Source organism: Arminella tubonensis (genome assembly GCF_003240585.1).
GTDB lineage: Bacteria > Pseudomonadota > Alphaproteobacteria > Rhizobiales > Rhizobiaceae > Rhizobium > Rhizobium tubonense.
The window spans coordinates 23,118-47,972 of the sequence record NZ_PCDP01000026.1 but is presented as its reverse complement, the minus strand read 5'-3'; the positions used below and the strand labels follow the sequence as shown (position 1 = coordinate 47,972).

Sequence of the window (24,855 nt, the reverse complement as noted above, 5' to 3'; positions counted from 1 at the left end):
ATCATGGGCAAGACAACGGGAGGCTTTTACGGAAGGTCGATGCGGTCAGCGACATCTCGGTCGGCAACTGCGTTCGTTCGTCCGGCATCTCGGCCTCGGTCGCTTGTGACCGCGAAACCGGGCTAAAGCAGCAGCTTTAGCCAAAAGCATCCGGCAATCCTGCCCCATGACAGGTCAACGGTTGGCGTTGGCAGATCCGGCTCATCCGGCCTGCCGGTTTGTCTCACGGCGCGCAACGCTTGCGGCGCCTCAGAAACATGTCGAACAGGGCTCTTTACCCCTGATAAGCAACCGGCGGACGTCCGAAGAACGCCCGCCGGAAATTCTTTAGCGGCGAATGCCCAAGCTTGCGATCAGCTTGGTGTAGCGGCTTTCGTCCCGCTTCTTGAGATAGTCAAGAAGCGAACGGCGGCTGGAAACCATGGTCAGAAGGCCACGACGCGAGTGGTTGTCCTTCTTGTGATCCTTGAAGTGATCGGTCAGGTTGTTGATGCGCTCGGTCAGAATGGCAACCTGGACTTCCGGCGAACCGGTATCACCTTCGACGGTCGCGTATTCCTTGATCAGCGCAGACTTGCGCTCAGCAGTAATCGACATCGGATGGTCCTTTCGATGAGAGGAAGAAGTCGCCAAAAGCCGGGATGTCGTCCAGCATTGGCCGCGAATGCAATCAGGCATGCCCGATGCTGGCGCAGCCTATAGACTATTCAGGATGCAAAGGGAAGAGGCATGCTTGTTCCCTTCTCCCGCAGGCGCGAAGGTAGTCCGATGGCAATCAGACGAAAACCCGCTTCGGGCGAAACTCGCCTTCGCCTATCTCGCCGATCGCGATAAGCTTGCCCCGCGCGGTGGCGTAGGCCTCGCTTTCGGCAACCGGAGCGTCGCGGCCCCGCACGAGGATCGGGTTGCCCATCTTCAGTCGGTGCGCCTGGTCATCGGTGACCGCCAGATGCGGCAGCGCCGAAAGCGCCTCACTGGTGTCGATCATCAATGCGTCCAGCGCGGCCAGCCGCTCGTCCATATCCTCGATTTTTTCGAGCTCCACGAGCTCCGCAAGCGGGATCATGGTCTCCTCGGCAAAGGGCGCGACGAAGCTGCGGCGCAGGCCGGAAATGTGACCGTAGCAGCCGAGCTCGCGACCAAAATCGCGCGCCAGGGCGCGGACATAAGTCCCCTTGCCACATTCGACTTCGAAATGGCTCGTATTTTCGTCAGGGCAGGCAAGCAGCGTCAGCCGGAAGATCTCGACTTCGCGGGACGGGATTTCGACCGTCTCGCCTTCACGTGCGAGATCGTAGGCGCGCTCACCGGCGATCTTGATTGCCGAGAACTGCGGCGGTACCTGGCTGATGACACCAAGATATTTGGGCAGCAGCGCACGGATATCTTCTTCGCTCGGACGGCTGTCCGACGTCTGCGTGACGTCGCCTTCCAGGTCGTCCGTCGCGCGTTCCTCGCCCCAGCTGACGGCGAATTCATAGATCTTCCGCCCGTCCATTACGTAAGGCACAGTCTTGGTGGCGTCGCCGAGTGCGATCGGCAGCATGCCGGAAGCCAGCGGATCGAGCGTACCGGCGTGCCCGGCCTTCTGGGCCTTGAATAGCCACTTGATCTTGGAGACGGCTTCGGTCGAGCCGAAATCGACCGGCTTGTCGAGGATCAGCCAGCCGGAAACCGGGCGGCCCTTGGGTTTGCGTGGTTTGGACATTCGTCTCTACTATGATTGTTTTTCGTCGGTGCCGTCATCAAGATCGCGCTGGACCTCAGGCGAGCGCAGGAGCTCATCGATCTTCTTGTAGTTATCGAAGCTCGTGTCGTCGCGAAAGCGCACCTCGGGCATATACTTCATTTGACGCAGCAGTGGTCCGAGACGGCCCCGGATGTATTTGGCATTGCGGTTCAGCGTGTCGATGACGGTTTCGTGGTCGGCAACGCCGAGCGGCGTGACGTAGGCGGTGGCGACCTTTAGGTCCGGCGACATGCGAACTTCCGAAATGGAGATCACTGTGCGCTCGATCAGGTCGTCGCGCACTTCACCGCGCTGCAACACCTGCGTGATGGCGGCGCGGACCTGTTCGGCAACGCGCAACATGCGCTGCGAAGGCGCGGAAGAAGTCGGTTTGGCCATGGTGTTTCCGTTAATGGCGTCGTGGAGCCTGCTGCTCGTGACGCAATAAAGCGGCTCACATGACTCTATACGACGCAAAGGTCAAGGGTTGACAACTTCCTGGGGCGCCCAGAAGGCCAGAATCCGCTCGAGAACAGCCGCCTGTTCCTGCTGATTGCGGAAGGCGTGCCCCGGGATATAGCAGACGAATGAGTCGACATCGAACTCGATGCGGCCGTTGCGGGTGGCAATATCCGAGACAGAGCGCCAGTCGAGTCGCAATGATGACCCTGGCGAATCCCAGGAAATGCCATCATGCGAGATCGTTGCGGTTACCACCACGTCCGGCCTTATGCGTGCCTTCATGGCGGCTAGCCGAACGGTGGAAGCATGTCTGAGATAGATGATCACCAGCGCGTAAGCCAGAAGGCAGGGCAGGAAGCATGTGAGAAGGATGTCGCCGGTTCCGACAGTCGGCGACAAACCGAGGAGCGGTATGAGGACAAGGCGGCGATAGGCGTAGAAGAAGAAATAGAGTCCGGCTCCCGCCAGTATGCCGAGAAGCAGATACCAACCGTCGAAGCTCGGTCGCATATCGGTCGTCGCAAAGCGCCTGCCGGCCTGCCGCATGACGTCCGCATGCTCCGCCGGCTGGCGGACATAGGAAATCACGATCCGATCTTCTATCAGCGCGTTCATCATCACGATCGACCGATGTGGAAACAAGCCGGCACATCTCCACGCTTCACGAGAGGGTGGAGATGGACGACGGTCGGCGAAGGCGCTGGCACGTGCATGAAACCCACTCAAGGAAAACGGTTATGCAAGTTGTGACGCTTCGTTTGCCGAATTCAACAAAAAACCGCCGGACAAAGCCGGCGGTTTCAATTTTAGCAGTGATGCCAGAGGATCAGAGCGTGCGCGTGATGTGTTCGACGCGGAAGCATTCGATGACATCGCCTGCGCGCATGTCTTCGTAATTCTCGAACGCCATGCCGCACTCCTGTCCGACCGGCACTTCCGAGACTTCGTCCTTGAAGCGCTTGAGGGTTTTGAGCTTGCCTTCGTGGATGACAACGTTGTCGCGAAGCAGGCGGACGCCCGCACCACGCTCGACCTTGCCCTCGACGACACGGCAACCAGCTACCTTGCCGGTCTTGGTGATGTTGAACACCTCGAGGATTTCCGCGTTGCCGAGGAAAGTTTCGCGGCGCTCTGGCGAGAGCAGGCCTGACATCGCCGCCTTCACATCATCTACGAGATCATAGATGATATTGTAGTAGCGTATCTCGATACCCGAACGTTCCGCCGCCGTCCGTGCCTGTGCGTTGGCGCGGACGTTGAAGCCGATGATCGCGGCGTCGGAGGACTCGGCAAGTGAAATATCCGACTCGGTGATGGCGCCTGCTCCCGAATGGACGATGCGGGCTCGGACTTCTTCCGTGCCGAGCTTGTCGAGCGCACCGATGATGGCTTCGATGGAGCCCTGAACATCGCCCTTGATGACCAGCGGGAACTCCTTGTAGCCGGTGTTCTGCAGCTTGCTCATCATCTGTTCGAGCGAACCGCGCTGGCCGGACTGGCGTGCAGCCGCCTTGTCGCGGGTCAGGCGCTGGCGATATTCGGAAATCTCGCGGGCACGGCTCTCGTTCTCGACCACGGCGAATTTGTCGCCGGCTGACGGAGTGCCCGAAAGACCGAGTACCTCGACCGGCGTCGCGGGACCGGCTTCCTTGACATGATCGCCCTTGTCGGTAACCAGCGCGCGCACGCGGCCCCACTGGTCGCCTGCGACGATGACCTGACCAGGCCTCAAGGTGCCCTTCTGGACAAGCACGGTCGCCACGGAACCACGGCCGCGATCGAGCTGGGCCTCGATGACGATGCCCTCGGCCGTCCGGCTCGGATCAGCCTTGAGGTCGAGAATCTCGGCCTGCAGCAGGATCGCTTCGAGCAGCTTGTCGAGATTGACCTTGTTCTTGGCCGAGACCTCGACGTCGAGCACTTCACCACCAAGAGATTCCACGAAGACCTCGTGCTGGAGAAGCTGCTGGCGCACCTTGTCCGCATTGGCTTCGTGCTTGTCGATCTTGTTGATGGCGACGATGATCGGAACGCCTGCTGCCTTGGCATGGCTGATGGATTCGATCGTCTGCGGCATGACGCTATCGTCGGCCGCGACCACCAGGATGGCGATATCGGTGGCCTGCGCGCCGCGGGCACGCATGGCCGTGAAGGCGGCGTGGCCGGGCGTGTCGATGAACGTGATCTTCTGCCCGTTCTGTTCCACCTGGTAGGCGCCGATATGCTGGGTGATGCCGCCGGCTTCACCGGAGACGACACTTGTCTGGCGGATGGCGTCGAGCAGCGAAGTCTTACCGTGGTCGACGTGGCCCATAATGGTGACGACCGGGGGACGGGTAACCATTTCTCCGGCATCATCGGCCTTGCTGAAGAGACCCTCTTCAACGTCGGATTCCGAAACGCGCTTGACCGTGTGGCCGAATTCGACCGCGATCAGTTCGGCGAGGTCGGCATCGATGATGTCGCCCGGCTTCAGCATCTGGCCTTCCTTCATCAGGAACTTGATGACGTCGACCGCACGTTCCGACATGCGCTGCGACAGTTCCTGAATGGTGATGGTTTCCGGCAGGATAACCTCGCGCATTACCTTTTCGCGCGTTTCCTGCATCTGGCTGCGGCGGAACTTCTCCTGCCGGCGGCGCATGGCGGAAAGCGAACGGCCACGTGCATTGGTGCCATCGTCGTCGAGACCGACAGCCGTCACCGTCAGCTTGCCGCGGCGGCGTTCTTCTTCGGTCTTCGGGCGTGTTGCAGGCTTTGCCGGTTCGGCACGAACGATCTTGCCACGTACAGGCGTGCCGGTGCGAGGAGGCGAGCGCTCTTCTTCTGCTTCCTGGGCACCGCGACGTGCGCGATTGGCAGGGGTTTCGGCGATCGTCGGCGCAGGCCGTACGGATGAGGGAGTGCCATCGGGACGGCGGGCGACCGGTGCCGGCGCATCGACCTTGGCTTCGACAGCCGGAGCCACTTCGACCGGGGCTTCGGTCGGCTCAGGACCGCGCGCGGCTCTCTCTGCTGCCAGGCGAACGGCCTCGGCGGCCTCTTCGACGCGGCGCTGCTCGTCCTCTACCTTGCGGCGGGCGTCGTCTTCGGCGCGACGGATAGCATCGGCTGCATCGCGGGCCTGGGCATCGGCCAGAGCACGACGGCGCGCATCCATTTCATCCGGGGAGAGATGGTTGAGCACGACCGGGCGCGACGGACGATCCGGCTGCGGACGCTGCGGGCTGCTGGGTTGCGGGCGTTGCTGGCCGCCTGGCTGATAGGGGCGGGCGCCGGGCTGCTGCTGTGGCGGGCGCGGCGGCTGCGGCGTCGGTTCAGCGACGCGCGTTACCGGAGCAACGACCACCGGTGCAACCACAGTCTTTTCGTCTTCCGGACGTAGCGGGCGGCGCTTGCGCGTCTCGACCACGACCGCCTTGGTGCGACCGCGACCCATATCCTGGCGCACGGTACCCTGGCTCATGCCTGATGGTTTCAGGGTGAGGGTCTTCTTAGCCGATACGCCTGGTGTATTGTCGTCTTTGTTGTCGGTCATTCCGTTCCCGTTCCTTCGGACAGGGGCGGATGACTTACATCAGACCCCTGTCGTTCAATAGATGTACCTTGATGACCAGTACGGCATGGGCCGTTGACCGGGTCATAGTTGTTGCTGGCCAGCGGCGCCCGTTGCCCGGGACTGACCGCCATTGCGGTACCGTTCGAGCAGGTTTGCGCGCTTCACTACACCTTCACCAGCCTGCCCTGCAAGCGCCGCGGCATGGATAAAAGCGTTCTGGCCCATCAGTTCTTCCATTTCCGCGTCTCCGAAGAGACGGAAAGATGGTATTTCCATTTCAGTCTCCATTCCAAGATGCCAGGCCTTGCGAGCCTGGTCGATCTTGCGGACACCGTCTGCCGCCGCGTCGAGCGAATGGAATACGGCGATAGCGCTTCCACTCCGCACGGCACCATCCACTTTCGACGAACCCGTGACGAACTGGCTCGCCTTGCGAGCCATGTGCATCATGCCGGCAAGTTGCGCTGAAAGCAGCTTATCGACAGTCGCCCCAAGATCGGCGGGCACTGCAACCTCGGCCTTGAGGGCTCGAGAAAACAGCTTCTTGGCAACCGCCTTGTCCACGAGCGCCCGGTCTGGAGAGACCCAGCATCCGCGTCCCGGCAGTTGTCGCTTCAGATCCGGAACCACCGTTCCGTCAGGAGCGGCCACGAAGCGGATCAGTTCATCCGGCGATCCGCGGTCTCTGGTCACGATGCACATCCGGCCGTTCGCTTCGTCGTCCGACACGTCGTCGTCTTCGATGACAGCGTCCGGTTTCAGCGCGGTCATCATGCTTCCTGCTCGGCCTCGGCATCCACCTCCGCAGTCGCTTCGGTCTCGGTGGCAGCCTCTTCAGCCGTGATCCAGCCGGCTGAGATACGTGCCTGAAGGATCATCTGCTCGGCTTCGACGCGCGAAACGTCGAGCTTGGCGAACAGGCCCTCGAATTTCTTCGTCTCACCGTTCTTGCGTTCGGACCAGCCAACCAGATCGTCGGCGGCGCAGCCGGCAAAATCCTCGATTGTCTTGATGCCGTCTTCGCCGAGCGCAACCATCATCTGCGCGGTCATGCCGTTGATCTCGCGCAGCTCGTCGGCAACGCCGAGGCTCTTGCGCTTCTCATCCATCTCGGTTTCCTGCCGTTCGATGAATTCGCGGGCACGCTGCTGGATCTCCTGGGCCGTCTCTTCGTCGAAGCCATCGATCGAGGAGATTTCCTCGAGGTCGACGAAAGCGAGTTCCTCGACCTGGGCGAAGCCTTCGGAGGCGAGCACCTGGCCGACCATCTCGTCGACGTCGAGCGCATCCATGAACAGGTTGGTGCGTTCGTTGAATTCCTTCTGGCGGCGCTCCGATTCCTCGGCCTCCGTCATGATGTCGATATCCCAGCCGGTGAGCTGCGAGGCGAGACGAACGTTCTGGCCGCGGCGACCGATCGCCAGCGACAGCTGCTCGTCGGGAACCACGACTTCGATACGCTCGGCGTCTTCGTCCAGAACCACCTTGGAGACTTCGGCCGGCTGCAGGGCGTTGACGACGAAGGTCGCCGGGTCCTGCGACCACGGAATGATGTCGATCTTTTCGCCCTGAAGCTCGCCGACGACGGCCTGCACGCGCGAACCGCGCATACCGACGCAGGCGCCGACCGGATCGATCGAGCTGTCGTTCGAGATGACGGCGATCTTGGCACGCGAGCCCGGATCGCGGGCAACCGACTTCACCTGGATGATGCCGTCGTAGATTTCAGGCACTTCCATGGTGAAGAGCTTGACCATGAACTGCGGATGCGTGCGCGACAGGAAGATCTGCGGACCACGCTGTTCGCGGCGAACGTCATAGACGAAAGCCCGAACGCGGTCGCCATAACGGAAATTCTCCCGCGGGATCATTTCGTCGCGGCGGATGATACCTTCGCCACGTCCGAGGTCCACAATGACGTTGCCATATTCGACGCGCTTGACGGTGCCGTTGACGATCTCGCCGGTGCGGTCCTTGAATTCGTCGAACTGGCGGTCACGCTCGGCTTCGCGCACCTTCTGGACGATAACCTGCTTGGCGGACTGGGCGGCGATACGGCCGAAGTCCATCGGCGGCAGCGGATCGGCAATGAAGTCGCCAAGAGCGGCATCCGGGTTGCGGTCGCGTGCCAGTTCCAGCGGGATCTGCGTTGAATAATCCTCGGCGACCTCGACGACTTCGAGCAGGCGCTGGAGGCGGATTTCACCGGTCTTCGGGTTGATGTCAGCCCGGATGTTGGATTCGGTGCCGTAACGAGAGCGCGCTGCCTTCTGGATCGCGTCTGCCATTGCGGCAAGCACGATTTCACGGTCGATGACCTTTTCGCGCGCCACTGCATCTGCGATCTGCAAAAGTTCTAGGCGGTTCGCACTGACTGCCATTGCTTTAAATCTCCGTCTTTCCTGCCCGGGTTCCCGTCCCTTTGAGCGGTTAGTTTATCGGTGTTTCGTCGTCTTCTTCGTTCTGGTTGGCGGCCTCGGCCTTCGCCAGCTTGTCGGCACGCAACGCATCGCGGATCAGGTCGTCCGTCAGGATCAGCTTGGCTTCGGCCAGCGTGCTGAACGGGATGACGACCCGCGGCTCTTCGCCATAGGCCACCTGGTCGCGTTCGATCGTGAAGCCATCTGCGTTCACGTCGACAATCTTGCCGCGGAACCGCTTGCGGTTGTCGACGAGGATCGACGTCTCGCACTTGACCAGGTTGCCCTGCCAGCGGCTGAAATCCGACTTGCGCACCATCGGGCGGTCGATGCCGGGCGAAGACACTTCCAGATGATACGCCTTATCGATCGGATCATCCACATCCAGAACCGGAGAAATCGCCTGCGAAAGCGCCTCGCAGTCCTGTACGGTCATTGTGCCGTCGTTGCGCTCGGCCATGATCTGCAGCGTCGAACCGTTCTGGTTCATCAGCCGTGCGCGCACAAGCCGGAAGCCCATGCCGACGATAACGGGTTCGATGATTTCGGCAACGCGCTGGTCCAGGCCGGTTTCGACGATCAGCCTGGGTTCGTTCGTATCTTCTGCGTTTGTCAAATCTGACAAGCGGGGCGCTCCTGGAAATTTCATGTATTTGCCGATCGCGCTAATAAAAAGGAGCGGGTCCTTGCGGCCCACCCCTCATCACACGATCAAGAATTTGAAGCCGATATAAGCGCGTTTTTTCGAAATTGCAAGGTCTGTGGCAGCTCGGTGCTATTTAAGAACGCCGAGCATTGAACTCTCGGGATAGCAGGTGGGCTTCATGCCGTTTTTTGCCTGCCATTGGCCGATCGAGCGTCTTGTCTTGTAGCCGGGCAGCCCGTCGGTGCCGCCGACGTCATAGCCTTTTCGCTCCAGTGTCTTCTGCATCGAAGCCACATCCGAGCGCAACATCTTGCCGACGTCCCCCCAGGGCCCCTGGAATGCACCGGCATTGCCGGCGATGCGGTCGGCGAGGTTGCCGATGTAGAGCGCGTAGAGGTCGGAGTTGTTGTATTCCTTGATGACGTAGAAATTCGGTGTGACGATGAACTCCGGACCGTCGCGCCCGGCCGGCACCAGCATCATGCCGGCGGCCTTGGCTTCGTTGTCCGCAAATGCCTTGCCCGAGATGCGCGTGATGCCAAGACCCGTCCAGCGTGAAATCGGCTTTGCCAGATCCGGGCCTTCCTGTGCGCACGACACATTCGCCGGGATTGTCACTTCGTAGCCCCAGCCACGATCGCGCTGCCAACCTTTTTGTACGAGGTAATTGGCGATGGAGGCCAACGTATCCGGCACTGACGTCCAGATATTGCGATGGCCGTCACCGTCGAAATCGACTGCATATTTCAGGTAGCTCGTCGGCATGAACTGAGGCTGTCCGAGCGCGCCCGCGGTCGAGCCCTTGAACTGGTCGGGCGTGACGTCACCATGGTCGAGGATGCCGAGAGCCGCGATAAGCTCGGTGCGGAACATCTCCTTGCGGGTCGACATGAAGGCTTTGGTGGCCAGGACCTCGATCGCCGACAGCGGCATCTTCGCCGCACCGAAGCCCGTCTCGCGGCCCCAAATGGCAAGCAGGATCGACCCCGGAACCCCGTATTTCTTCTCGATGCCCTTGAGCGTCGAGGCATACTGCGAGGCAAAGCCGCGGCCGGTCACCGCAAGCTTCTGCAGCCGCGCCTCATTGAAATAGGGAGCGGGTGACGAGAATTCCGCCTGGCTCTGCGCTTGCTGCTTCGGAGGCGGAAAACCGGGCGGCGCCAGGTCCGGCAAATCCCATTCCAGCGTCACGCCGGCAAAGGCCGCCTGAAAAGTCTTTTCCGAAACGCCGTCTTTCTTCGCCTCCGGCCAGAGGTCGCTTTTCACCCACGTCTCGAACTGCGCCTCCACATCGGCTTTCGATGCGGCCATCGTCGGCAGAGGCAGCAGGGTGAGCAGAAGTATCGTCGCCAGTCTCGCGATACGCCGTGGCCCACCCCCCTTTGTCCCTATCGGGACATCTCCCCCGCAAGGGGGGAGATTGGCCGCAGACTTTCTGCCCAGCCCGCTACGAACGGATCTCACCAGACCCAAAAGGGATGTTGATTGAGCGGGAGTGGTGAGGCGATCTCCCAATCTCCCCCCTTGTGGGGGAGATGTCACAAAGTGACAGAGGGGGGTATCCATCCGCATACTCAATCTCTCCCCTCAAATCACCGTCCGCGCCCGAAGTGCCGCCGTCAGCGTCCCCTCGTCGAGATAGTCGAGTTCGCCACCAACCGGTACACCATGCGCAAGCCGAGTGATCCTGACATCGAGCCCCGCAAGCTGGTCGGTTATATAGTGTGCTGTAGTTTGCCCCTCGACCGTCGCGTTGACGGCGACGATGATTTCGCGGACGCCGCCTTCGGCGACGCGGGCAACCAGGCCGCGAATGTTAAGGTCGTCAGGCCCGACGCCATCGAGCGGCGATAAAGTCCCGCCGAGCACATGGTAGGCGGCATTCATCGCGCTGGCACGCTCGAGCGCCCAGAGATCTGCGACATCCTCGACCACGATGATGACGGTCTGGTCGCGGCGATCGTCGGTGCAGACGGTACAGGGATCGACCGTGTCGACATTGCCGCAGCGCGAGCAGATCTTCACCTTGTCATAGGCCTCGCCCATGGCGTGCGAGAGGGGACCGAGAAGCTGATCTTTCTTCTTGATCAGATGCAGCGCCGCGCGCCGCGCCGAGCGGGGTCCAAGTCCCGGCACCTTTGCCAGAAGCTGGATGAGTTTTTCGATTTCGGGGCCGGTGACTCGCTTTGCCATGAGGCGTTCTTAGACCATATGTAAGGAAAACGGAATCGCGCAGGGAGCCACCGCACGATGAAAATTCTAGCCGTCTGTCGGGGCAGCGCCGAAAAACTGCCCGGCAAAAGCTACAAGACGGGCATCAACAAGCATTCAGTCAATAGCGCAGTGCTGGTCGATGCCGCGGGGCTCATCGGCGATGCCGTCTGCAACCGCAAACATCACGGCGGTATCGATCAGGCAGTCTATGTCGAGGGCTCCGTCACCCTCGATTGGTGGTCGGCGGAACTAGGGCGGCCCATCGAGCCCGGCACCTTCGGCGAAAACATCGTCATCTCCGGATTGGACAACAGGACCGTCTGCGTGGGCGATAGGTTGATAGCCGGCGATCTTGTTCTGGAGGTTACCTCGGCGCGCATCCCTTGCGCGACGTTGGCGGCCAAGATCGGTGATCCGAAGTTCGTCAAGCGCTATACCTTGGCTGGTCGGCCGGGTATCTATTGCCGCGCCCTCGAGCCGGGCTCGGTCGCTGCAGGAACACCCGTTGACTATCTGCCGTTCGACGGTGCCAAAGTCACGATGCCGGAGATGATGGCGACGTTCGGCAGCACGCTCTCGGCGGAAGACCGCGCGCGCTATCTTGCAGCGCCGATCCATTTCAAGCTCAGGGCAAAAATGATGACGCAAGGTTAAGTTTCAAAATCCGCATGTGCCATCTGGCGGTCTGAAAATCTCCCCTATCTATTGCCCGGCCCTATCCATTTCCAGGACTGAACCCGCACGAGGAGATTTCTACATGTCTGCTTCCAAAATCGTTGCCGCCACCATGCTTGCCGCTGGGCTCGCCGGTGCCACGCCCGCACTATCAGCGCCGACCCGCGTGCAGGCGGGATCGCTGACCTGCGACATCTCGGCGGGCTTCAGCGTGATCATCGGTTCCAAGCGGGATGTCGACTGCCTGTTCACCCCATCGGCGCCCGGCCCCATCGAGCACTATCGCGGAACAATCACCAAGCTCGGCGTCGACCTCGGCGCCATCAGCGGCGGCTCGATGATCTGGCTGGTCTATGCGCCGACGGATCATCACGAGGGTGTGCTTCAGGGGAGCTATTCGGGCGCGTCAGCCAATGCGACGGTCGGCGTTGGCATCGGCGCAAATGCACTTGTCGGCGGGTTCGACGGCTCGGTCGCCTTGCAGCCGCTTTCCGTCGAAGGCACGACCGGGCTGAATGTCGCAGCCGGTATCGCCACTCTCAAGATGACCTATGTTGCGCCGCTGCCGGTGGCACCGCAAAAGCCGGCAAAGCACCATACCAAAGCCCACGCCAAGTAAGAATCAGCGCATTGCAATCGCGATAGCGGCGCCAGCCATCGTGCCGGCGCTCGCACGATTGGCGATCCTGACCGCGCGGCGGCTTTTCAGGAAGCTGCGGGCCTTGGCCGCCAGAAACATCCAGCTGAAATCGACAACGGCAAGGACGACGATCAAGGTGATCACAAGCTCGGACCAGCCGGCGGTCGATACGGACTGGATGTCGATGATGGACGGCAACAGGGCGACGTAGAACATCATGATCTTTGGGTTACCCAGCGCGAGGGCAAGACCGGTTAGAAACAGTCTGCCGCGCGAGCGGGCTTGGGGCAGCGCTTCCTCTGCCGCGTCGACCCTTGCGAACCACATCTTCCAGGCCAGGTAGAGCAGATAGAGAACGCCAAGCCATTTGATGACGAGAAAGGCGTGGTAGAACGTGTCGGCAATTGCGGCAAGACCCGCGACGGCAAAGGTCAGCCAGATAGCGTCGCCCGCCCACATGCCAAAAAGGAAAGGGAGCACGTCCCGCGCGCCCTTCGATAGGACCCGCGCGACAAGGGCAGCCACGCTCGGCCCCGGTGTGCCGGCCGCGATGAAAAGCGCCCCGGCAAAAACCAGCAATGTCGTCAGGTTCATCCCATTCTCCCCGTTCAGACCCTTGCGTCGATCCTAGAAAGGCAGCTTGAAGCCGGGCGGGATCGGCAGGCCAGCCGTCAGTTCCTTGGTCTTCTCGGCGGCCAGAGCCTCGGCCTTGCCCTTGGCGTCCTTATGGGCCGCAACGACAAGATCTTCGAGGATTTCGGCGTCGTCCTCCTTGAAGAGCGACGGATCGATCTTCAGGGACAGCATCTCACCTTTGCCGTCGAGCGTGACGATGACGAGGCCACCGCCGGACTGACCCTCGGCCCGGATGTCGGCGATTTCCGCCTGCATCTTCTCCATCTTGGCCTGCATTTCCTTGACCTTGCCCATCATGCCCATGATGTCGCGCATATCAATGGCTCCTTGCTAGAATTCTATGTCGTCGCCGGGCAGGATATCGCCCTCTTCGGATTCCGCCGCGGCCGGTGCAGCGACGATCTCCTCGTCTTCAAGCTCTGCGGCGCGGACGCGGACGTCGATGATCTTGGCGCCGGGAAACTGGGAGAGGATCGCCGCAACATCGGGGTCCTGGCGCGCATCGCTGACACGCTGCTGCTGCGCCTGAGCCTCGGCCTCGGTGAGCGTCGGGCTGCCCTCTTCGCGGCTGAAGCTGACGATCCAGTGGATGCCGGTCCATTCCTTCAGCTTGACCGCAAGCTCGCCGAGCAGCGTCGTCGGCGCTCCCGGTGCAAGGCTCGCATCGAGGCGACCGGGCTCCAGGCGCACCGGCCTCAAAAACGCGCGCACCAATGCCTTGAGCTTCGGATCGCGCTTGACGGCACAGAGATCGACGATGTCTGAGACAGAATTGATGGCGACGGTCGGCTTTGGCTGCTCGACGGGCTTGGTCTCGGTCCGCCCGACGGGCATGGTCTGCGGATTGCTGTCGGGCACGGCCCGCAGCATGGCGACGGAGCCGTTCGGGGTAGGGCGGCTTTGCGGCGTCGCTTCAGTCGAGCGTACGCCAATTGTGCTCTGGTAGGATACGGGCGTTCCCGCCCCGGCCCCGCCGTTTGGTGACGGCGTCGGAACAGGGCGCGCACCTGCGGCACCGGCGTCGACGGAAAGCTCGGCAAGGCGGCGGGCGGCGTCTTCCGGCGCCGGCAGATGCGCCGCGTGGGCAAGGCGGATCAGCACCATTTCAGCGGCACCGGCCGGCCGGGCGGAGTTCTCAGTTTCAGGAATACCCTTCAGCAGCATCTGCCAGATGCGGGACAGCGTCGTCACCGCGACGCCTTGCGCAAACTCGGCGCCCTTGATCCGCTCGACCTCACTGACCGATGGATCATTCGCGCCGTCCGGCACATATTTCAGCCGTGTGACGAGATGCGTGAAATCGGCCAGATCGGTGAGAACGACCACGGGATTGGCGCCGGCCTCATACTGCGTGTTGAATTCGGATAGTGCGCCCGCAACATCGCCTTTGACGATATGTTGGAACAGGTCGACGATCCGGGCACGGTCGGCAAGGCCGAGCATCGAGCGCACGGCCTCCGCCTGTACGACGCCGCTACCGTGGGCGATCGCCTGGTCCAGCAGCGACAGGCCGTCGCGGGCCGAGCCTTCGGCGGCACGGGCAATCATCGCCAGTGCCTCTGCCTCGGCCGAGATGCCCTCTTTGGATGCAATGGTGGTGAACAATCCGACGAGATCCGACGCGCTGATGCGGCGCAGGTCGAATCGCTGGCAGCGCGACAGGACGGTGATCGGAACTTTGCGGATTTCGGTCGTCGCAAAGATGAATTTCACATGTTCAGGCGGCTCTTCGAGCGTCTTCAGCAACCCGTTGAACGCCGCCGTCGACAGCATGTGCACTTCGTCGATGATGTAGACCTTGTAGCGCGCCGAAACCGGGCGATAGCGCACCTGCTCGATGATCTCACGGATGTCGTCGATGCCGGTATGCGACGCCGCGTCCATCTCGATCACGTCGACATGACGACCTTCCATGATCGCCTGGCAGTTCTCGCCGGGAATTCGAAGGTCGATAGTCGGCTTGTCGATCTCAGCCGTCTTGTAATTGAGCGCGCGGGCGAGGATGCGGGCGGTCGTGGTCTTGCCGACGCCGCGAACGCCGGTCAGCATATAGGCCTGCGCGATCCGGCCGCTCTCGAATGCGTTGGTAAGTGTGCGGACCATCGGCTCTTGGCCGACCATCAGGTCCGTGAAATCCTTGGGGCGGTATTTGCGGGCCAGCACCCGGTAGCCGGTGCCGGTCGAGGCGGCGTTTTCTGCTGGTCGCTCGGTGTCGCTCATCGCCCTGCTTGTCGCCCGAAAAAAGCCGGGCATCGCTATAAGAAAGGGTGGGAGGCTGGCACGATGACCCGTGCCTGGCTCGTTGGGGCTGCTTCCTTCCGGACCTGACCCGGTTGGCGAGTGGCTCGTCCACCACCAACCTCCCGGAGGCACATATCGGCAATATCGCCATCAAAAGCAAGCCAAGGCCAAAAAAAACTGCTAAACATTTGATAAAACACTGGAGGAGCACTCAATTGCGCGGTTTCTTGCTCGACGATCGCCTGGCAAATGACACCGTTTCCGTTTCCATCACGGGGCTTTGCGACCTGCGCCTCATGAAGGACCGCCGCTGGCCCTGGTTGGTGCTGGTACCCCGGCGCGCCGGCATTTCCGAGATATTCGAATTGACCCCGCTCGACCAGGTCATGTTGACCTTCGAGACCAATCTGGTGGCAAGCGCCCTGAAAGCAGTAACCGGAGCCACAAAAATCAACGTCGGGGCTCTTGGAAATATTGTCCGGCAGCTTCATGTTCATGTCATTGCGCGGTTCGAAGGGGATCCGAACTGGCCAGGCGCCGTCTGGGGCTATGGCAAGACGGAACCCTATTCGAACGATGACATGAAAACATTCGTCGCCAGACTGCAGGAAGCCCTTTCGCCATGAACCATTCCATCTTCTCGTCGGATGCGCCGCATCCGGAAGCCAGCAGTCTGACCGCTTTTGCGGAAAATCAGCTCGATCGCCAGGCGGAACACCGCGACGAGGAATCGGTTCAAAGGGCAGTCGCAACCGAAGGCACGCATTTCCTCGCCTTCGCCAGGGATAAGCTGGTCCTGAAGCATGACGGCCAGGTCCTCGACCCGCTTTTCGCGCGTTATGAGTTGGCCGAGCTCGATCCAGATTGGGAAAATGCCGTTCTCCTCGGCTACCGCAAGACAGGGGAGCCGCGATTGGCGGTGCCTGTTCGCGTCGACGCCGACGATCTTGCCAGCCATTTCAAGCCCGCCGACATGCGCTCGCTCTGGCGCGATCTCCTGCTCGAGGGCGAAATCCTCGGCGAGGCGGCGCAAGGTGTGAGCCTGATCCGCTGGAACGGCGACAACCGCTTCTGCGGACGCTGCGGCTCGGTCATGGAAAGCCGCATTGGCGGCTACAAGCGGGTTTGCGTGGCCTGCGAACATATGATCTTTCCGCGCACCGATCCCGTGGTCATCATGCTGACCGTCGACGAGGAGCGCGGCCGCTGCCTTCTTGGCCGCAGCCACCATTTCGCCCCGGGCATGTATTCCTGCCTCGCCGGTTTCGTGGAGCCGGGCGAGACGATCGAGAACGCTGTTCGCCGCGAGACGCACGAGGAGGCGGGCATTGTCATCGGCCGTGTGCGTTATCATGCCTCGCAACCCTGGCCGATGCCGCATTCGCTGATGATCGGCTGCTATGCCGAAGCAAGATCGACTGAGATCCATATGGACGGTGCCGAGCTTGACGATTGCCGCTGGTTCACGCCGGAGGAGACGCTTGCCATGCTCGATCGATCCGCTCCGTCAGGCAATTCCTCGCCTCCCAAAGGCGCAATTGCCCATCGCCTGATGCGCGATTGGGTGGAGTGGAAGCGGTAAGAGATCCGCCATGGCACGTTCCGAACGCCTGCTGACACTGTTGCAGACCCTGAGGCGATACCGCAGGCCGGTGAGCGGCGCGGCACTCGCCGAGGAGACCGGCGTCAGCCTGCGCACCCTCTATCGCGATATCGCCAGCCTGCAATCGCAGGGTGCCATGATCGAGGGCGAGGCCGGCATCGGCTATGTGCTGAGGCCCGGCTTCATGCTGCCGCCGATGATGTTCTCGCAGGACGAGATAGAGGCGTTGGTCCTCGGTTCCCGCTGGGTCGCCCGCGCTGCGGAACCCCGGCTTGCCGCCGCCGGAGCCGATGCGATGGCGAAAATTGCCGCGGTACTGCCGGACGACATGCGCCGGGAGGTCGATTCCGCAACGCTTCTGGTCGGTCCCCGCAGGAAGGGCGAGGACAAGGCCGATCTCTCGGCCATCCGCAAGGCGATCCGCTCTGAGCGCATCCTGGAAATCAACTACAGCGACGAGCATGGCGCGGTTTCAACTCGCCGCGTCTGGCCCTTCGCGCTCGGCTATTTCGAACATGTCCGCGTCATGATTGCCTGGTGTGAACTCAGAACGGATTTCCGTCATTTCCGCACGGATCGCATTATCGACATGGCACAGCAGGAGGTTCGCTATCCTCGCCGCCGCGCCGTTCTTCTCAAGGAGTGGCGCGAACTTGATGACTACACCAGACACGCCTGACGCTACTGCCACAAACTGTCAGTAACCCGGTTTAAGGTCGGCTCCGTTCCAAGCGAAGGAGTGCCGACCATGACCAGCCCCAACCTCATCATCCTCTATGTCAGGGACCCTGCAGAAAGCATTCCCTTCTACCGCGACCTGCTTGGTCGCGAACCCGCCTTCGCCTCCCCGAATTTCGCGGCTTTCCCGCTCGATGGCGGCTTCACGCTCGGCCTGTGGCGCCGCAGCTCCGTCGAGCCGCAGCCCTCGGCACTTGGCAATCGCGGCGAGGTCGCCTTCATGGTGCCGGGCGAAGGCGCCGTGGCTGCCCACTATCGTGAATGGAGCAGCCGCGGCCTGCCGATCGCGCAGGAGCTGACAACGATGGATTTCGGTCAGACCTTCGTCGTCCTCGACCCGGACGGCCATCGACTGAGGGTTTGTGAGCCGGATAGCTAATGTGGAGCACGGATTTGTCTATCACCTCAACCATCTCCCCGCAGGCGGGTAAAGCGAGCGCCCTCATTTGGGGCGCTTCGCCCGCACCGGATAGGAAGACCGTGGAAGTTTGCCGCGACTCGGTGCGCGCCACTTGCACGGTGAAGGAGCCCGGACAAGCCGGCGGGTTCCTGGATAGGCGTCTGGTTTTGGAGGCCTACAGCTGCCCCCGCATCGGATGCCCCTTGTAGACGCCGAGGATGCGAACCTTTTCCGAGAAAAACCGCAGTTCCTCCAGCGCCTGGTGGACATGCGGATCGGAGGGGTGGCCTTCGATATCGGCGTAGAATTGCGTGGCAATGAACTTGCCGCCAAGCTGATAGCTTTCAAGCTTCGTCATGTTGATGCCGTTGGTCGCGAAACCGCCGAGAGCCTTGTAGAGCGCGGCGGGGATATTGCGGACATTATAGACGAAGGTGGTGACGATCTTTTCATCATGCGAGCCGCGATCGGCCCATTTCTCCTCCCGTGCCAGTATGACGAAGCGCGTCACGTTGCTCTCCACGTCTTCGACATTCTCGGCAACGATTTCGAGCCCGTAGAGATCGGCGGCCAGCCGCGGCGCGAGTGCGGCCATTGTTCGGTCGCCGGTTTCCTGCACAAGCCTGGCCGCGCCCGCCGTATCGCTGGCGATCACCGGCTTCCAGCCGTTGGCGCGCACGATCTTGCGGCACTGGCCGAGCGCATGGATGTGGCTGTGCACGGTGCGGATTTCATCCTGGCTCACGCCCGGCAGCACCATCAATTGGAAGCGAATCGGCATGAAATACTCGCCGATGATATGCAGCTGTGATTCGGGCAGAAGATGGTGAATGTCGGCGACGCGGCCGGCGATGGTATTCTCGATCGGGATCATCGCCAGATCCGCCTCGCCGTTGTCGACTGCGGTGAACGCGTCCTCGAAGGTCTGGCAGGGCAACGGCTCCATCGTCGGGTACATGTCGCGAGACGCCATGTCGGAATTGGCGCCATACTCGCCCTGGAAGGCAATCTTGTTGGTTTTGGTTGTCATTGGAATTCCGTCAGCGGGAGTGGCCGGCAAGGATGCGGCGGGCCTTTTCGAGGTCGGCGGGAGTATCGACACCGAGCGGAACCGTGTCAACGATCTCGACATCGATTCGCATCCCGGCTTCGAGTGCCCGCAACTGCTCAAGTGATTCGCGCTTTTCCAGCGTCGACGGCCCAAGCGCCACGAATCTTTCCAGCGCCGGGCGGCGATAGGCATAGAGCCCGATATGGTGGTAGAGCGGCCCTTTGCCTGAAGGTGCGGTGGCGCGGGTGAAGTAGAGCGCCCGCAACCTGCTGTCGGAGATCGGCGAACCGATGATCTTGACGACGCTGGGGTTGGTCTTTTCCTCTTCGTCGTTGATCTCGACGGTCAGCGTCGCGATATCGACGGCAGCGTCGTCAAGCGGCCGCAAAGCCGCCCGGATCGTTTCCGAATCGATGGTCGGAAGGTCGCCCTGGACGTTGACGATCGTCTCCGCAAGGCCGTTCGGATCGACCTTCTGCAGCGCCTCATAGATGCGATCGGACCCGGACTGATGGTCCTCCCGGGTCATGACTACCTCGAAGCCGGCCTTCGAGACGACGGCATAGGTATCCTCGTGGTCGACGGCGACGACGATGCGACCGATAGCCGCCTCGCGCGCGCGCAAGGCAACCTGTACGATCATGGGCAGGCCGCAAATATCCGCCAGCGGCTTGCCTGGAAGACGGGTAGAGGCGAGACGGGCGGGGATCAGGACCAGGGTCTTGTCTAAATTCGGATGCGTCATTGTTGGGCCTTCTAATCCCGGCAGAAAAGTGTCAAAAAGTCTCATGTTAGAGACCGTTTAGTGAGTTGCAAGGAACAGTCAAAAGACATAGGTTTCGGCCGAATTCAAGATGGGCCGGGAGTATTGCCGGCGGCGAGGGGAGCATTGCATATGAATTCATCTTACGTGAACATGGGGGTTGGGGCACTTCTGGCTACGCTTTTCGTGCTGAAGTCCGTTTCGCTCGTGTCAGGCGGGATATTCCATTCGGAAGCGCCGGAAAAGCCGGGCTTCGCTATCGTTGCCGATGAGACGGCTTCAGCGGGCGCAGCAGGCGACAAAGCTGCCGCCGCCGCGCCGGAAACGCCGATTGCCCAGCTTTTGCAGAAAGCCGACGCCAAGGCCGGCGAAGCGATCTTCAAGAAGTGTCAGGCCTGTCATGACGGAACCAAGGGGGGGCCGAACAAGGTCGGCCCAGACCTTTGGGGGATCGTCGACCGTCCCGTCGCCGCGCATGAAGGCTTCGGCTATTCAGCGGGTATGAAGGATTTTTCGAAGGGCAGCACCGAGAAGTGGAGCTATGACCACCTCTTCCACTTCCTGGCCGCCCCGAAGAAATTCGTGGCCGGCACCGCCATGGGTTTTGCCGGCCTGCCGAAGGAAGGCGACCGCGCCAACGTCATCGCCTATTTGCGCACGCTCGCCGATACGCCGGAGCCGCTGCCTGATCCAAATGCCGCGCCAGCCCCGGCGGCAACGAACTGAGAACCATGATGGCCCGGTTGTTTTGACCGGGCTTTTCTCAGCCGGCGGATCGAGCCGCGACAACAGACAACAGACAACAAAAAAAGCGGGCTAGGCCCGCTTTTCCGCATCCGGTCTTCCCGGAATATGCCCCGTTTCGCAAACCTCCCAGTTCATCCGTGGTCAGGATCGCCCAAACGGAGGGCAGGGGCATCATACCCCTCGCACACCGGCCCTGGACGTCATTGACATCCCCATGCCGGCTCGCTTGGACAATATCTACAGCTGAAAAGTGACAGCAGGATGACCTTGAGAAATTCCGATGCGGAGAGCAACGTGAATCCTCTTCCAAACTTCGCAAAATCCGCTAAGACCGGACACCGGCTATCACAAACAATACCGGGGCTCTCCTTTTGATGCTACGTTTCGATGTACTGACTGTTGGCAACGCGATCGTCGACATTATTTCCCGTTGCGACGATCAGTTCCTGATCGACAACAAAATCACCAAGGCTGCGATGAACCTGATCGACGCCGAGCGTGCCGAGTTGCTCTATTCCCGCATGGGCCCCGCACTCGAGGCATCAGGCGGCAGTGCCGGCAACACGGCGGCAGGCGTTGCGAGCTTCGGCGGAAAGGCTGCCTATTTCGGCAAGGTCGCCGACGATCAGCTGGGCGAAATCTTCAATCACGACATTCGTGCGCAAGGCGTCCACTACCAGACCAAGCCGAAGGGCACCTTCCCCCCGACCGCGCGGTCGATGATCTTCGTGACCCCGGATGGCGAGCGCTCGATGAATACCTATCTCGGCGCATGCGTCGAACTGGGGCCTGAGGATGTCGAACCGGAAGTCGTTGCCGACGCCAAGGTCACCTATTTCGAAGGCTATCTCTGGGATCCGCCCCGCGCCAAGGAAGCGATCCTCGAATGCGCTCGTATCGCCCATGAAAACGGCCGCGAGGTCTCGATGACGCTCTCGGACAGCTTCTGCGTCGGCAGGTACCGCTCGGAGTTCCTCGAGCTCATGCGCTCCGGCACCGTGGATATCGTCTTTGCCAATCGCGAAGAGACGTTGTCGCTCTATGAGACCCGCGATTTCGAGGAGGCGCTGACCCGTATCGCCGCCGACTGCAAGATCGCCGCCGTCACCATGAGCGAGGAAGGCGCCGTCATCCTGCGCGGCAAGGAGCGGTACAGGGTCGATGCGATCAAGCTCGAGGAATTGGTCGATACCACAGGTGCCGGCGATCTGTTCGCATCCGGTTTCCTCTATGGCTATACGCAAGGCCGGTCGCTGGAAGATTGCGGAAAGCTTGGTTGCCTGGCGGCCGGGATCGTCATCCAGCAGATCGGGCCTCGCCCGATGAAGTCGCTTTCGGAAGCCGGAAGGGAAGCCGGCCTTATTTAAAGGCCTCACCGGGATAGGCGCCCCAGATTTCCGATTGCGCCACCCATCCGTCGCTGCCGTCGGTGCTGGCGCGGCACCATGTGCCGTTGCATTCCCGCACATGCAGGATGACGCCAGGCTCGAGCTTGGCGATGACCGCGCTCGATGGCTGCGGATCGCGGCGCATATTCACGTAGATCGCCTTGGTCGCGCTCTTGCCCTTCATCCACGGCGCGGCGATCGCCGAACGTTGGCCGGAGAGCAGCGACTGGTTGACCCAGCCCTCCGTTCCCTCGGCATCGCGGATCTGCCGCCAGTTGTCGTATTCCTGAATGATTTCGACCGGCAGCCCCTCTCTCGTGTAAAGCCACGAGACCGCGTAGTCGCTGCTGGGGCCGATACGCAGGTTGACCCGCTTCGATTTCAACGTGACGAAGCGCGGCAGCGGCAGCCCGCTCGGACCTTTCGCGGCCTGCGCGCTGACGATTTGGGCATTGGCGAGCGCCATGATCGTGCCGATCGCCAAGGCAACGCAGGACCTGAAAATTTTGCGACGCATGGAGCTTCCGTTCGCTTGTCGTGATTGAGTGCCGCTTCAGGGCACCTTCGCTCCGCACACCACCGAATCCGTGACCCTGCCTGCGAGTTCTATTTGTCTTCGCTTGCGGGTCTGGTAGAACTGCCCGGAACGTGAAAATTATGGCTGGTCTTGGTTAAGGACCTCTGAACAAGGCTTCACAAGTCGGTATGACGACGAAGAAAAAACCAAGGGTCTACATCACGCGCAAGCTGCCGGATGCGGTTGAAACGCGAATGCGCGAGCTGTTCGATGCAGAGTTGAATATCGACGACACCCCGCGCTCGGCAGCCGAACTCGTAGCGGCTATGCAGTATGCCGACGTACTCGTTCCGACTGTTACGGATCGGATCGACGCGGCCCTGATCGAGCAGGCGGGGCCGCAGCTGAAGCTGATCACCAGCTTCTCGAACGGTGTCGATCATATCGATATCGACGCCGCCGCCCGCAAGGGCATCACCGTCACCAATACGCCAAACGTGCTGACCGAAGACACGGCCGACATGACCATGGCTCTCATTCTCGCGCTTCCGCGGCGGCTTGCCGAAGGTGCGCGGGTGTTGACCGACAAGCCTGGCGAATGGGCCGGCTGGTCGCCGACCTGGATGCTGGGGCGACGCCTGTTTGGCAAGCGCATCGGCATTGTCGGCATGGGCCGCATAGGCACCGCCGTTGCCCGGCGGGCCAAGGCATTCGGCCTCTCGATCCATTATCACAACCGCAAGCGCGTCAGCCCGGCGACCGAGGACGAGCTGGAGGCGACCTACTGGGACAGCCTCGACCAGATGCTGGCGCGCGTCGATTTCGTCTCGGTCAACTGCCCTTCGACACCGGCGACCTACCATCTGGTCTCGGCACGGCGGCTCGCCCTGTTGCAGCCGACGAGCTACGTCATCAACACGGCCCGTGGCGATATCATCGACGAGGCGGCGCTGATCAAGATCCTCCGCGAAGGCAAGATCGCCGGCGCCGGCCTCGACGTTTTCGAGAACGAGCCAGCCGTCAATCCGAAGCTCATCAAGCTGGCACACGAGGGCAAGGTCGTGCTGTTGCCGCATATGAGCTCCGCCACGATCGAGGGGCGTATCGAGATGGGCGACAAGGTCATCATCAACATCCGCGCCTTCATCGACGGTCATCGGCCGCCAAACCGCGTGCTGCCGGGGCGCTAGCCAGCGTCTTCCTCATCTCGATCGACGTCGTGCGATCAAACCCGGGGTGGGAATTCTCCGCGGTCTTCCTGAAGCCCCAGGTGGTGAACACAGCGTGATTGCCGGTAAGTTCGATCCTGGTTTCGAGCCGAAGCTCCGGGAGCGATCTTTCCCGCGCCATCTCTTCGGCAAGGGTCAACATCTGTTTCCCGATGCCGCGGCCCTGTGCGACCGGGAGAACGGCAAGCTTGCCGATATAGAGACACTGATCCTCCGGCCGGCAGAAGATGCAGCCGATCATGGCTTCGCCTTCAAGGGCGACGTAGCCTATCTCCACTTCTGCCTTCTGCTTCAGTGATTGCGGCGTCAAAGCCAGCGCCGAAGAAGGTGGATCGATCAGATCATTCATGTAGGCAAAGGAAGCAACAATCAAATCCAGCAGCGCGTCCCACTGGCTGAAAGATTCGTCGAGCCGCATCAAGGTGGCGTCGGTCATTCGGCTTTCGTCCGCCGGCGCTTGTAATGCACGGTGTCGAACCGGGCGGACAAGGCGTCGTAGAGCATCAGGCGTCCGACCAGCGGCTCGCCGATGCCGGTGACGAGCTTGATCGCCTCCATGGCCATCAGGGTTCCGATCACTCCCGTCAGTGCGCCGACGATGCCGGCCTCCGCGCAGGAAGGGATGAGGCCAGCCGGCGGCGGTGTCGGAAAGAGGTCGCGGTAGGACGGGTTGAGCGTGCCGTCCGCCGCCGCTTCGTAGGGTTTCAGCACGGTCAGCGAACCATCGAACCTGCCGACCGCGCCCGTCACCAGCGGCTTGCGCGCTACTTCAGCCGCATCCGCCGCGGCATAGCGGGTGTCGAAATTGTCGGAACCGTCGACTACGAGATCGAATCGGGCAAGTTGTCCGGCCGCTGTCTCCTGTGAAAAACGTTCCTCGAAGCGGACGGTGCGGACATGCGGGTTCAGCCTTGCAATCGCATCGGCCGCACTCTGCGTCTTCATTTCGCCGATCGTCCCGGTATCGTGGATCACCTGTCGCTGCAGGTTCGACAACGAGACCCGGTCGTCGTCTGCGATACCGATCGTGCCGACGCCCGCCGCAGCCAGATATTGCAGCACGGGAGCCCCGAGACCGCCGGCACCGATCACCAGTATTCGCGCAGCCTTGAGTTTCTGCTGCCCGGCCCCGCCGATTTCGGGAAGCAGGATATGGCGCTGGTAGCGAGCGATTTCATCGGGTGTCAAAGGGTCCAT

Annotated in this window: 27 protein-coding genes and 1 other RNA gene; 9 read left to right on the top strand and 19 right to left on the bottom strand. The window is 61.5% G+C overall.

Translation table 11 applies throughout. The features are described from left to right. Window positions 1–327: 327 nt before the first annotated feature. The 10 genes from rpsO to recR form a co-directional block, all read right to left on the bottom strand. The gene (gene rpsO / locus CPY51_RS07915) at window positions 328–597 is read right to left on the bottom strand and encodes a 30S ribosomal protein S15 (protein ID WP_111159728.1); all 270 of its coding nucleotides are present in this window, start codon (window positions 595–597) and stop codon (window positions 328–330) included. Window positions 598–775: 178 nt separating this feature from the next. Further along, window positions 776–1,708: a tRNA pseudouridine(55) synthase TruB gene (gene truB, locus CPY51_RS07910; protein WP_111159727.1), complete on the bottom strand. Its 933-nt coding sequence runs from the start codon at window positions 1,706–1,708 to the stop codon at window positions 776–778. Window positions 1,709–1,717: 9 nt separating this feature from the next. Then, a complete protein-coding gene (gene rbfA / locus CPY51_RS07905) occupies window positions 1,718–2,128 on the bottom strand; it encodes a 30S ribosome-binding factor RbfA (RefSeq protein WP_111159726.1) in 411 nt (136 codons plus the stop codon). Between the two features lie 81 nt (window positions 2,129–2,209). Continuing rightward, window positions 2,210–2,833, bottom strand: a complete 624-nt coding sequence (locus tag CPY51_RS07900; protein WP_146260095.1) for a hypothetical protein — start codon at window positions 2,831–2,833, stop codon at window positions 2,210–2,212. 184 nt (window positions 2,834–3,017) lie between these two features. Further along, complete coding sequence (infB, locus tag CPY51_RS07895; RefSeq protein ID WP_111159724.1) at window positions 3,018–5,729, bottom strand: translation initiation factor IF-2; 2,712 nt, start codon at window positions 5,727–5,729, stop codon at window positions 3,018–3,020. Between the two features lie 102 nt (window positions 5,730–5,831). Next, the gene (locus CPY51_RS07890) at window positions 5,832–6,524 is read right to left on the bottom strand and encodes an RNA-binding protein (protein WP_111159723.1); all 693 of its coding nucleotides are present in this window, start codon (window positions 6,522–6,524) and stop codon (window positions 5,832–5,834) included. After that, window positions 6,521–8,131, bottom strand: a complete 1,611-nt coding sequence (gene nusA, locus CPY51_RS07885; protein ID WP_111159722.1) for a transcription termination factor NusA — start codon at window positions 8,129–8,131, stop codon at window positions 6,521–6,523. Before nusA ends, CPY51_RS07890 begins: the two co-directional genes overlap by 4 nt. Window positions 8,132–8,180: 49 nt before the next feature. Further along, on the bottom strand, window positions 8,181–8,795 hold the full coding sequence (gene rimP / locus CPY51_RS07880) for a ribosome maturation factor RimP (protein WP_111159763.1): 615 nt from the start codon (window positions 8,793–8,795) through the stop codon (window positions 8,181–8,183). Between the two features lie 150 nt (window positions 8,796–8,945). Then, entirely contained in the window at window positions 8,946–10,208 is a 1,263-nt protein-coding gene (locus tag CPY51_RS07875; RefSeq protein ID WP_420820678.1) for a lytic murein transglycosylase, read from the bottom strand. A gap of 195 nt (window positions 10,209–10,403) precedes the next feature. Then, window positions 10,404–11,009 carry a recombination mediator RecR gene (gene recR / locus CPY51_RS07870; RefSeq protein WP_111159721.1) on the bottom strand — a complete coding sequence of 202 codons (606 nt, stop codon included), beginning with the start codon at window positions 11,007–11,009 and terminating at the stop codon, window positions 10,404–10,406. Between the two features lie 57 nt (window positions 11,010–11,066). Between recR and CPY51_RS07865 the strand changes: the two genes are divergently transcribed. Both CPY51_RS07865 and CPY51_RS07860 read left to right on the top strand, forming a co-directional pair. After that, window positions 11,067–11,684 (top strand): MOSC domain-containing protein, encoded by a 618-nt coding sequence (locus CPY51_RS07865; RefSeq protein ID WP_111159720.1) that lies wholly within the window; start codon window positions 11,067–11,069, stop codon window positions 11,682–11,684. A 103-nt stretch (window positions 11,685–11,787) separates the two neighbouring features. Continuing rightward, entirely contained in the window at window positions 11,788–12,324 is a 537-nt protein-coding gene (locus CPY51_RS07860; RefSeq protein ID WP_111159719.1) for a DUF992 domain-containing protein, read from the top strand. A gap of 3 nt (window positions 12,325–12,327) precedes the next feature. Here CPY51_RS07860 and CPY51_RS07855 read toward each other — a convergent pair whose 3' ends face one another. The 4 genes from CPY51_RS07855 to ffs form a co-directional block, all read right to left on the bottom strand. Continuing rightward, on the bottom strand, window positions 12,328–12,939 hold the full coding sequence (locus tag CPY51_RS07855; protein ID WP_111159718.1) for a LysE family translocator: 612 nt from the start codon (window positions 12,937–12,939) through the stop codon (window positions 12,328–12,330). 33 nt (window positions 12,940–12,972) lie between these two features. Beyond that, the gene (locus tag CPY51_RS07850) at window positions 12,973–13,296 is read right to left on the bottom strand and encodes a YbaB/EbfC family nucleoid-associated protein (RefSeq protein WP_111159717.1); all 324 of its coding nucleotides are present in this window, start codon (window positions 13,294–13,296) and stop codon (window positions 12,973–12,975) included. 15 nt (window positions 13,297–13,311) lie between these two features. Further along, window positions 13,312–15,201: a DNA polymerase III subunit gamma/tau gene (locus CPY51_RS07845; RefSeq protein ID WP_111159761.1), complete on the bottom strand. Its 1,890-nt coding sequence runs from the start codon at window positions 15,199–15,201 to the stop codon at window positions 13,312–13,314. Window positions 15,202–15,248: 47 nt separating this feature from the next. Next, an RNA gene (gene ffs / locus CPY51_RS07840) (signal recognition particle sRNA small type) lies at window positions 15,249–15,345 on the bottom strand. Window positions 15,346–15,437: 92 nt separating this feature from the next. Here ffs and CPY51_RS07835 point away from each other — a divergent pair. The 4 genes from CPY51_RS07835 to CPY51_RS07820 all read left to right on the top strand — a co-directional run bounded on the left by CPY51_RS07835 (window position 15,438) and on the right by CPY51_RS07820 (window position 17,942). After that, on the top strand, window positions 15,438–15,848 hold the full coding sequence (locus CPY51_RS07835) for an HIT family protein (RefSeq protein ID WP_111159716.1): 411 nt from the start codon (window positions 15,438–15,440) through the stop codon (window positions 15,846–15,848). Next, a complete protein-coding gene (gene nudC, locus CPY51_RS07830) occupies window positions 15,845–16,804 on the top strand; it encodes an NAD(+) diphosphatase (RefSeq protein ID WP_111159715.1) in 960 nt (319 codons plus the stop codon). The genes CPY51_RS07835 and nudC overlap by 4 nt, the downstream gene beginning before the upstream one ends. Window positions 16,805–16,814: 10 nt before the next feature. Beyond that, entirely contained in the window at window positions 16,815–17,504 is a 690-nt protein-coding gene (locus CPY51_RS07825; protein WP_111159714.1) for a helix-turn-helix transcriptional regulator, read from the top strand. Window positions 17,505–17,573: 69 nt separating this feature from the next. Further along, a complete protein-coding gene (locus CPY51_RS07820) occupies window positions 17,574–17,942 on the top strand; it encodes a VOC family protein (protein ID WP_111159713.1) in 369 nt (122 codons plus the stop codon). 196 nt (window positions 17,943–18,138) lie between these two features. Here CPY51_RS07820 and CPY51_RS07815 read toward each other — a convergent pair whose 3' ends face one another. Together CPY51_RS07815 and CPY51_RS07810 are read right to left on the bottom strand one after the other, a co-directional pair. Continuing rightward, the gene (locus tag CPY51_RS07815) at window positions 18,139–18,993 is read right to left on the bottom strand and encodes a prephenate dehydratase (RefSeq protein WP_111159712.1); all 855 of its coding nucleotides are present in this window, start codon (window positions 18,991–18,993) and stop codon (window positions 18,139–18,141) included. A 10-nt stretch (window positions 18,994–19,003) separates the two neighbouring features. Next, complete coding sequence (locus CPY51_RS07810; protein WP_195909468.1) at window positions 19,004–19,759, bottom strand: 3-deoxy-manno-octulosonate cytidylyltransferase; 756 nt, start codon at window positions 19,757–19,759, stop codon at window positions 19,004–19,006. Window positions 19,760–19,909: 150 nt separating this feature from the next. Here CPY51_RS07810 and CPY51_RS07805 point away from each other — a divergent pair, with 150 nt between their 5' ends. Beyond that, window positions 19,910–20,503 carry a c-type cytochrome gene (locus CPY51_RS07805; RefSeq protein ID WP_111159710.1) on the top strand — a complete coding sequence of 198 codons (594 nt, stop codon included), beginning with the start codon at window positions 19,910–19,912 and terminating at the stop codon, window positions 20,501–20,503. Window positions 20,504–20,898: 395 nt separating this feature from the next. Continuing rightward, entirely contained in the window at window positions 20,899–21,891 is a 993-nt protein-coding gene (locus tag CPY51_RS07800; protein WP_111159709.1) for an adenosine kinase, read from the top strand. On the opposite strand, the gene CPY51_RS07795 is transcribed toward CPY51_RS07800, so the two are convergent. Further along, window positions 21,884–22,429 (bottom strand): SH3 domain-containing protein, encoded by a 546-nt coding sequence (locus tag CPY51_RS07795; protein WP_111159708.1) that lies wholly within the window; start codon window positions 22,427–22,429, stop codon window positions 21,884–21,886. The genes CPY51_RS07800 and CPY51_RS07795 overlap by 8 nt on opposite strands. 188 nt (window positions 22,430–22,617) lie before the next feature. Between CPY51_RS07795 and CPY51_RS07790 the strand changes: the two genes are divergently transcribed. Beyond that, complete coding sequence (locus tag CPY51_RS07790; protein WP_111159707.1) at window positions 22,618–23,619, top strand: 2-hydroxyacid dehydrogenase; 1,002 nt, start codon at window positions 22,618–22,620, stop codon at window positions 23,617–23,619. On the opposite strand, the gene CPY51_RS07785 is transcribed toward CPY51_RS07790, so the two are convergent. Both CPY51_RS07785 and CPY51_RS07780 read right to left on the bottom strand, forming a co-directional pair. Beyond that, window positions 23,573–24,094, bottom strand: a complete 522-nt coding sequence (locus CPY51_RS07785) for a GNAT family N-acetyltransferase (protein WP_111159706.1) — start codon at window positions 24,092–24,094, stop codon at window positions 23,573–23,575. The two genes, CPY51_RS07790 and CPY51_RS07785, sit on opposite strands and share 47 nt — an antisense overlap. After that, on the bottom strand, window positions 24,091–24,855 hold the full coding sequence (locus CPY51_RS07780; RefSeq protein WP_111159760.1) for a molybdopterin-synthase adenylyltransferase MoeB: 765 nt from the start codon (window positions 24,853–24,855) through the stop codon (window positions 24,091–24,093). Before CPY51_RS07780 ends, CPY51_RS07785 begins: the two co-directional genes overlap by 4 nt.

Excerpts from the sequence above, each read along its gene's own strand:
- CPY51_RS07845 (WP_111159761.1), bottom strand. The coding sequence starts at position 15,201 with ATGAGCGACACCGAGCGACCAGCAGAAAACGCCGCCTCGACCGGCACC.
- rbfA (WP_111159726.1), bottom strand. The coding sequence starts at position 2,128 with ATGGCCAAACCGACTTCTTCCGCGCCTTCGCAGCGCATGTTGCGCGTT.
- CPY51_RS07855 (WP_111159718.1), bottom strand. The coding sequence starts at position 12,939 with ATGAACCTGACGACATTGCTGGTTTTTGCCGGGGCGCTTTTCATCGCG.
- CPY51_RS07790 (WP_111159707.1), top strand. The coding sequence starts at position 22,618 with ATGACGACGAAGAAAAAACCAAGGGTCTACATCACGCGCAAGCTGCCG.
- CPY51_RS07785 (WP_111159706.1), bottom strand. The coding sequence starts at position 24,094 with ATGACCGACGCCACCTTGATGCGGCTCGACGAATCTTTCAGCCAGTGG.
- rpsO (WP_111159728.1), bottom strand. The coding sequence starts at position 597 with ATGTCGATTACTGCTGAGCGCAAGTCTGCGCTGATCAAGGAATACGCG.
- CPY51_RS07810 (WP_195909468.1), bottom strand. The coding sequence starts at position 19,759 with ATGACGCATCCGAATTTAGACAAGACCCTGGTCCTGATCCCCGCCCGT.
- recR (WP_111159721.1), bottom strand. The coding sequence starts at position 11,009 with ATGGCAAAGCGAGTCACCGGCCCCGAAATCGAAAAACTCATCCAGCTT.
- CPY51_RS07795 (WP_111159708.1), bottom strand. The coding sequence starts at position 22,429 with ATGCGTCGCAAAATTTTCAGGTCCTGCGTTGCCTTGGCGATCGGCACG.
- nudC (WP_111159715.1), top strand. The coding sequence starts at position 15,845 with ATGAACCATTCCATCTTCTCGTCGGATGCGCCGCATCCGGAAGCCAGC.
- CPY51_RS07850 (WP_111159717.1), bottom strand. The coding sequence starts at position 13,296 with ATGCGCGACATCATGGGCATGATGGGCAAGGTCAAGGAAATGCAGGCC.
- CPY51_RS07780 (WP_111159760.1), bottom strand. The coding sequence starts at position 24,855 with ATGGACCCTTTGACACCCGATGAAATCGCTCGCTACCAGCGCCATATC.
- CPY51_RS07865 (WP_111159720.1), top strand. The coding sequence starts at position 11,067 with ATGAAAATTCTAGCCGTCTGTCGGGGCAGCGCCGAAAAACTGCCCGGC.
- infB (WP_111159724.1), bottom strand. The coding sequence starts at position 5,729 with ATGACCGACAACAAAGACGACAATACACCAGGCGTATCGGCTAAGAAG.
- nusA (WP_111159722.1), bottom strand. The coding sequence starts at position 8,131 with ATGGCAGTCAGTGCGAACCGCCTAGAACTTTTGCAGATCGCAGATGCA.
- CPY51_RS07890 (WP_111159723.1), bottom strand. The coding sequence starts at position 6,524 with ATGATGACCGCGCTGAAACCGGACGCTGTCATCGAAGACGACGACGTG.
- CPY51_RS07860 (WP_111159719.1), top strand. The coding sequence starts at position 11,788 with ATGTCTGCTTCCAAAATCGTTGCCGCCACCATGCTTGCCGCTGGGCTC.
- truB (WP_111159727.1), bottom strand. The coding sequence starts at position 1,708 with ATGTCCAAACCACGCAAACCCAAGGGCCGCCCGGTTTCCGGCTGGCTG.
- CPY51_RS07825 (WP_111159714.1), top strand. The coding sequence starts at position 16,815 with ATGGCACGTTCCGAACGCCTGCTGACACTGTTGCAGACCCTGAGGCGA.
- CPY51_RS07815 (WP_111159712.1), bottom strand. The coding sequence starts at position 18,993 with ATGACAACCAAAACCAACAAGATTGCCTTCCAGGGCGAGTATGGCGCC.
- CPY51_RS07805 (WP_111159710.1), top strand. The coding sequence starts at position 19,910 with ATGAATTCATCTTACGTGAACATGGGGGTTGGGGCACTTCTGGCTACG.
- CPY51_RS07820 (WP_111159713.1), top strand. The coding sequence starts at position 17,574 with ATGACCAGCCCCAACCTCATCATCCTCTATGTCAGGGACCCTGCAGAA.
- CPY51_RS07800 (WP_111159709.1), top strand. The coding sequence starts at position 20,899 with ATGCTACGTTTCGATGTACTGACTGTTGGCAACGCGATCGTCGACATT.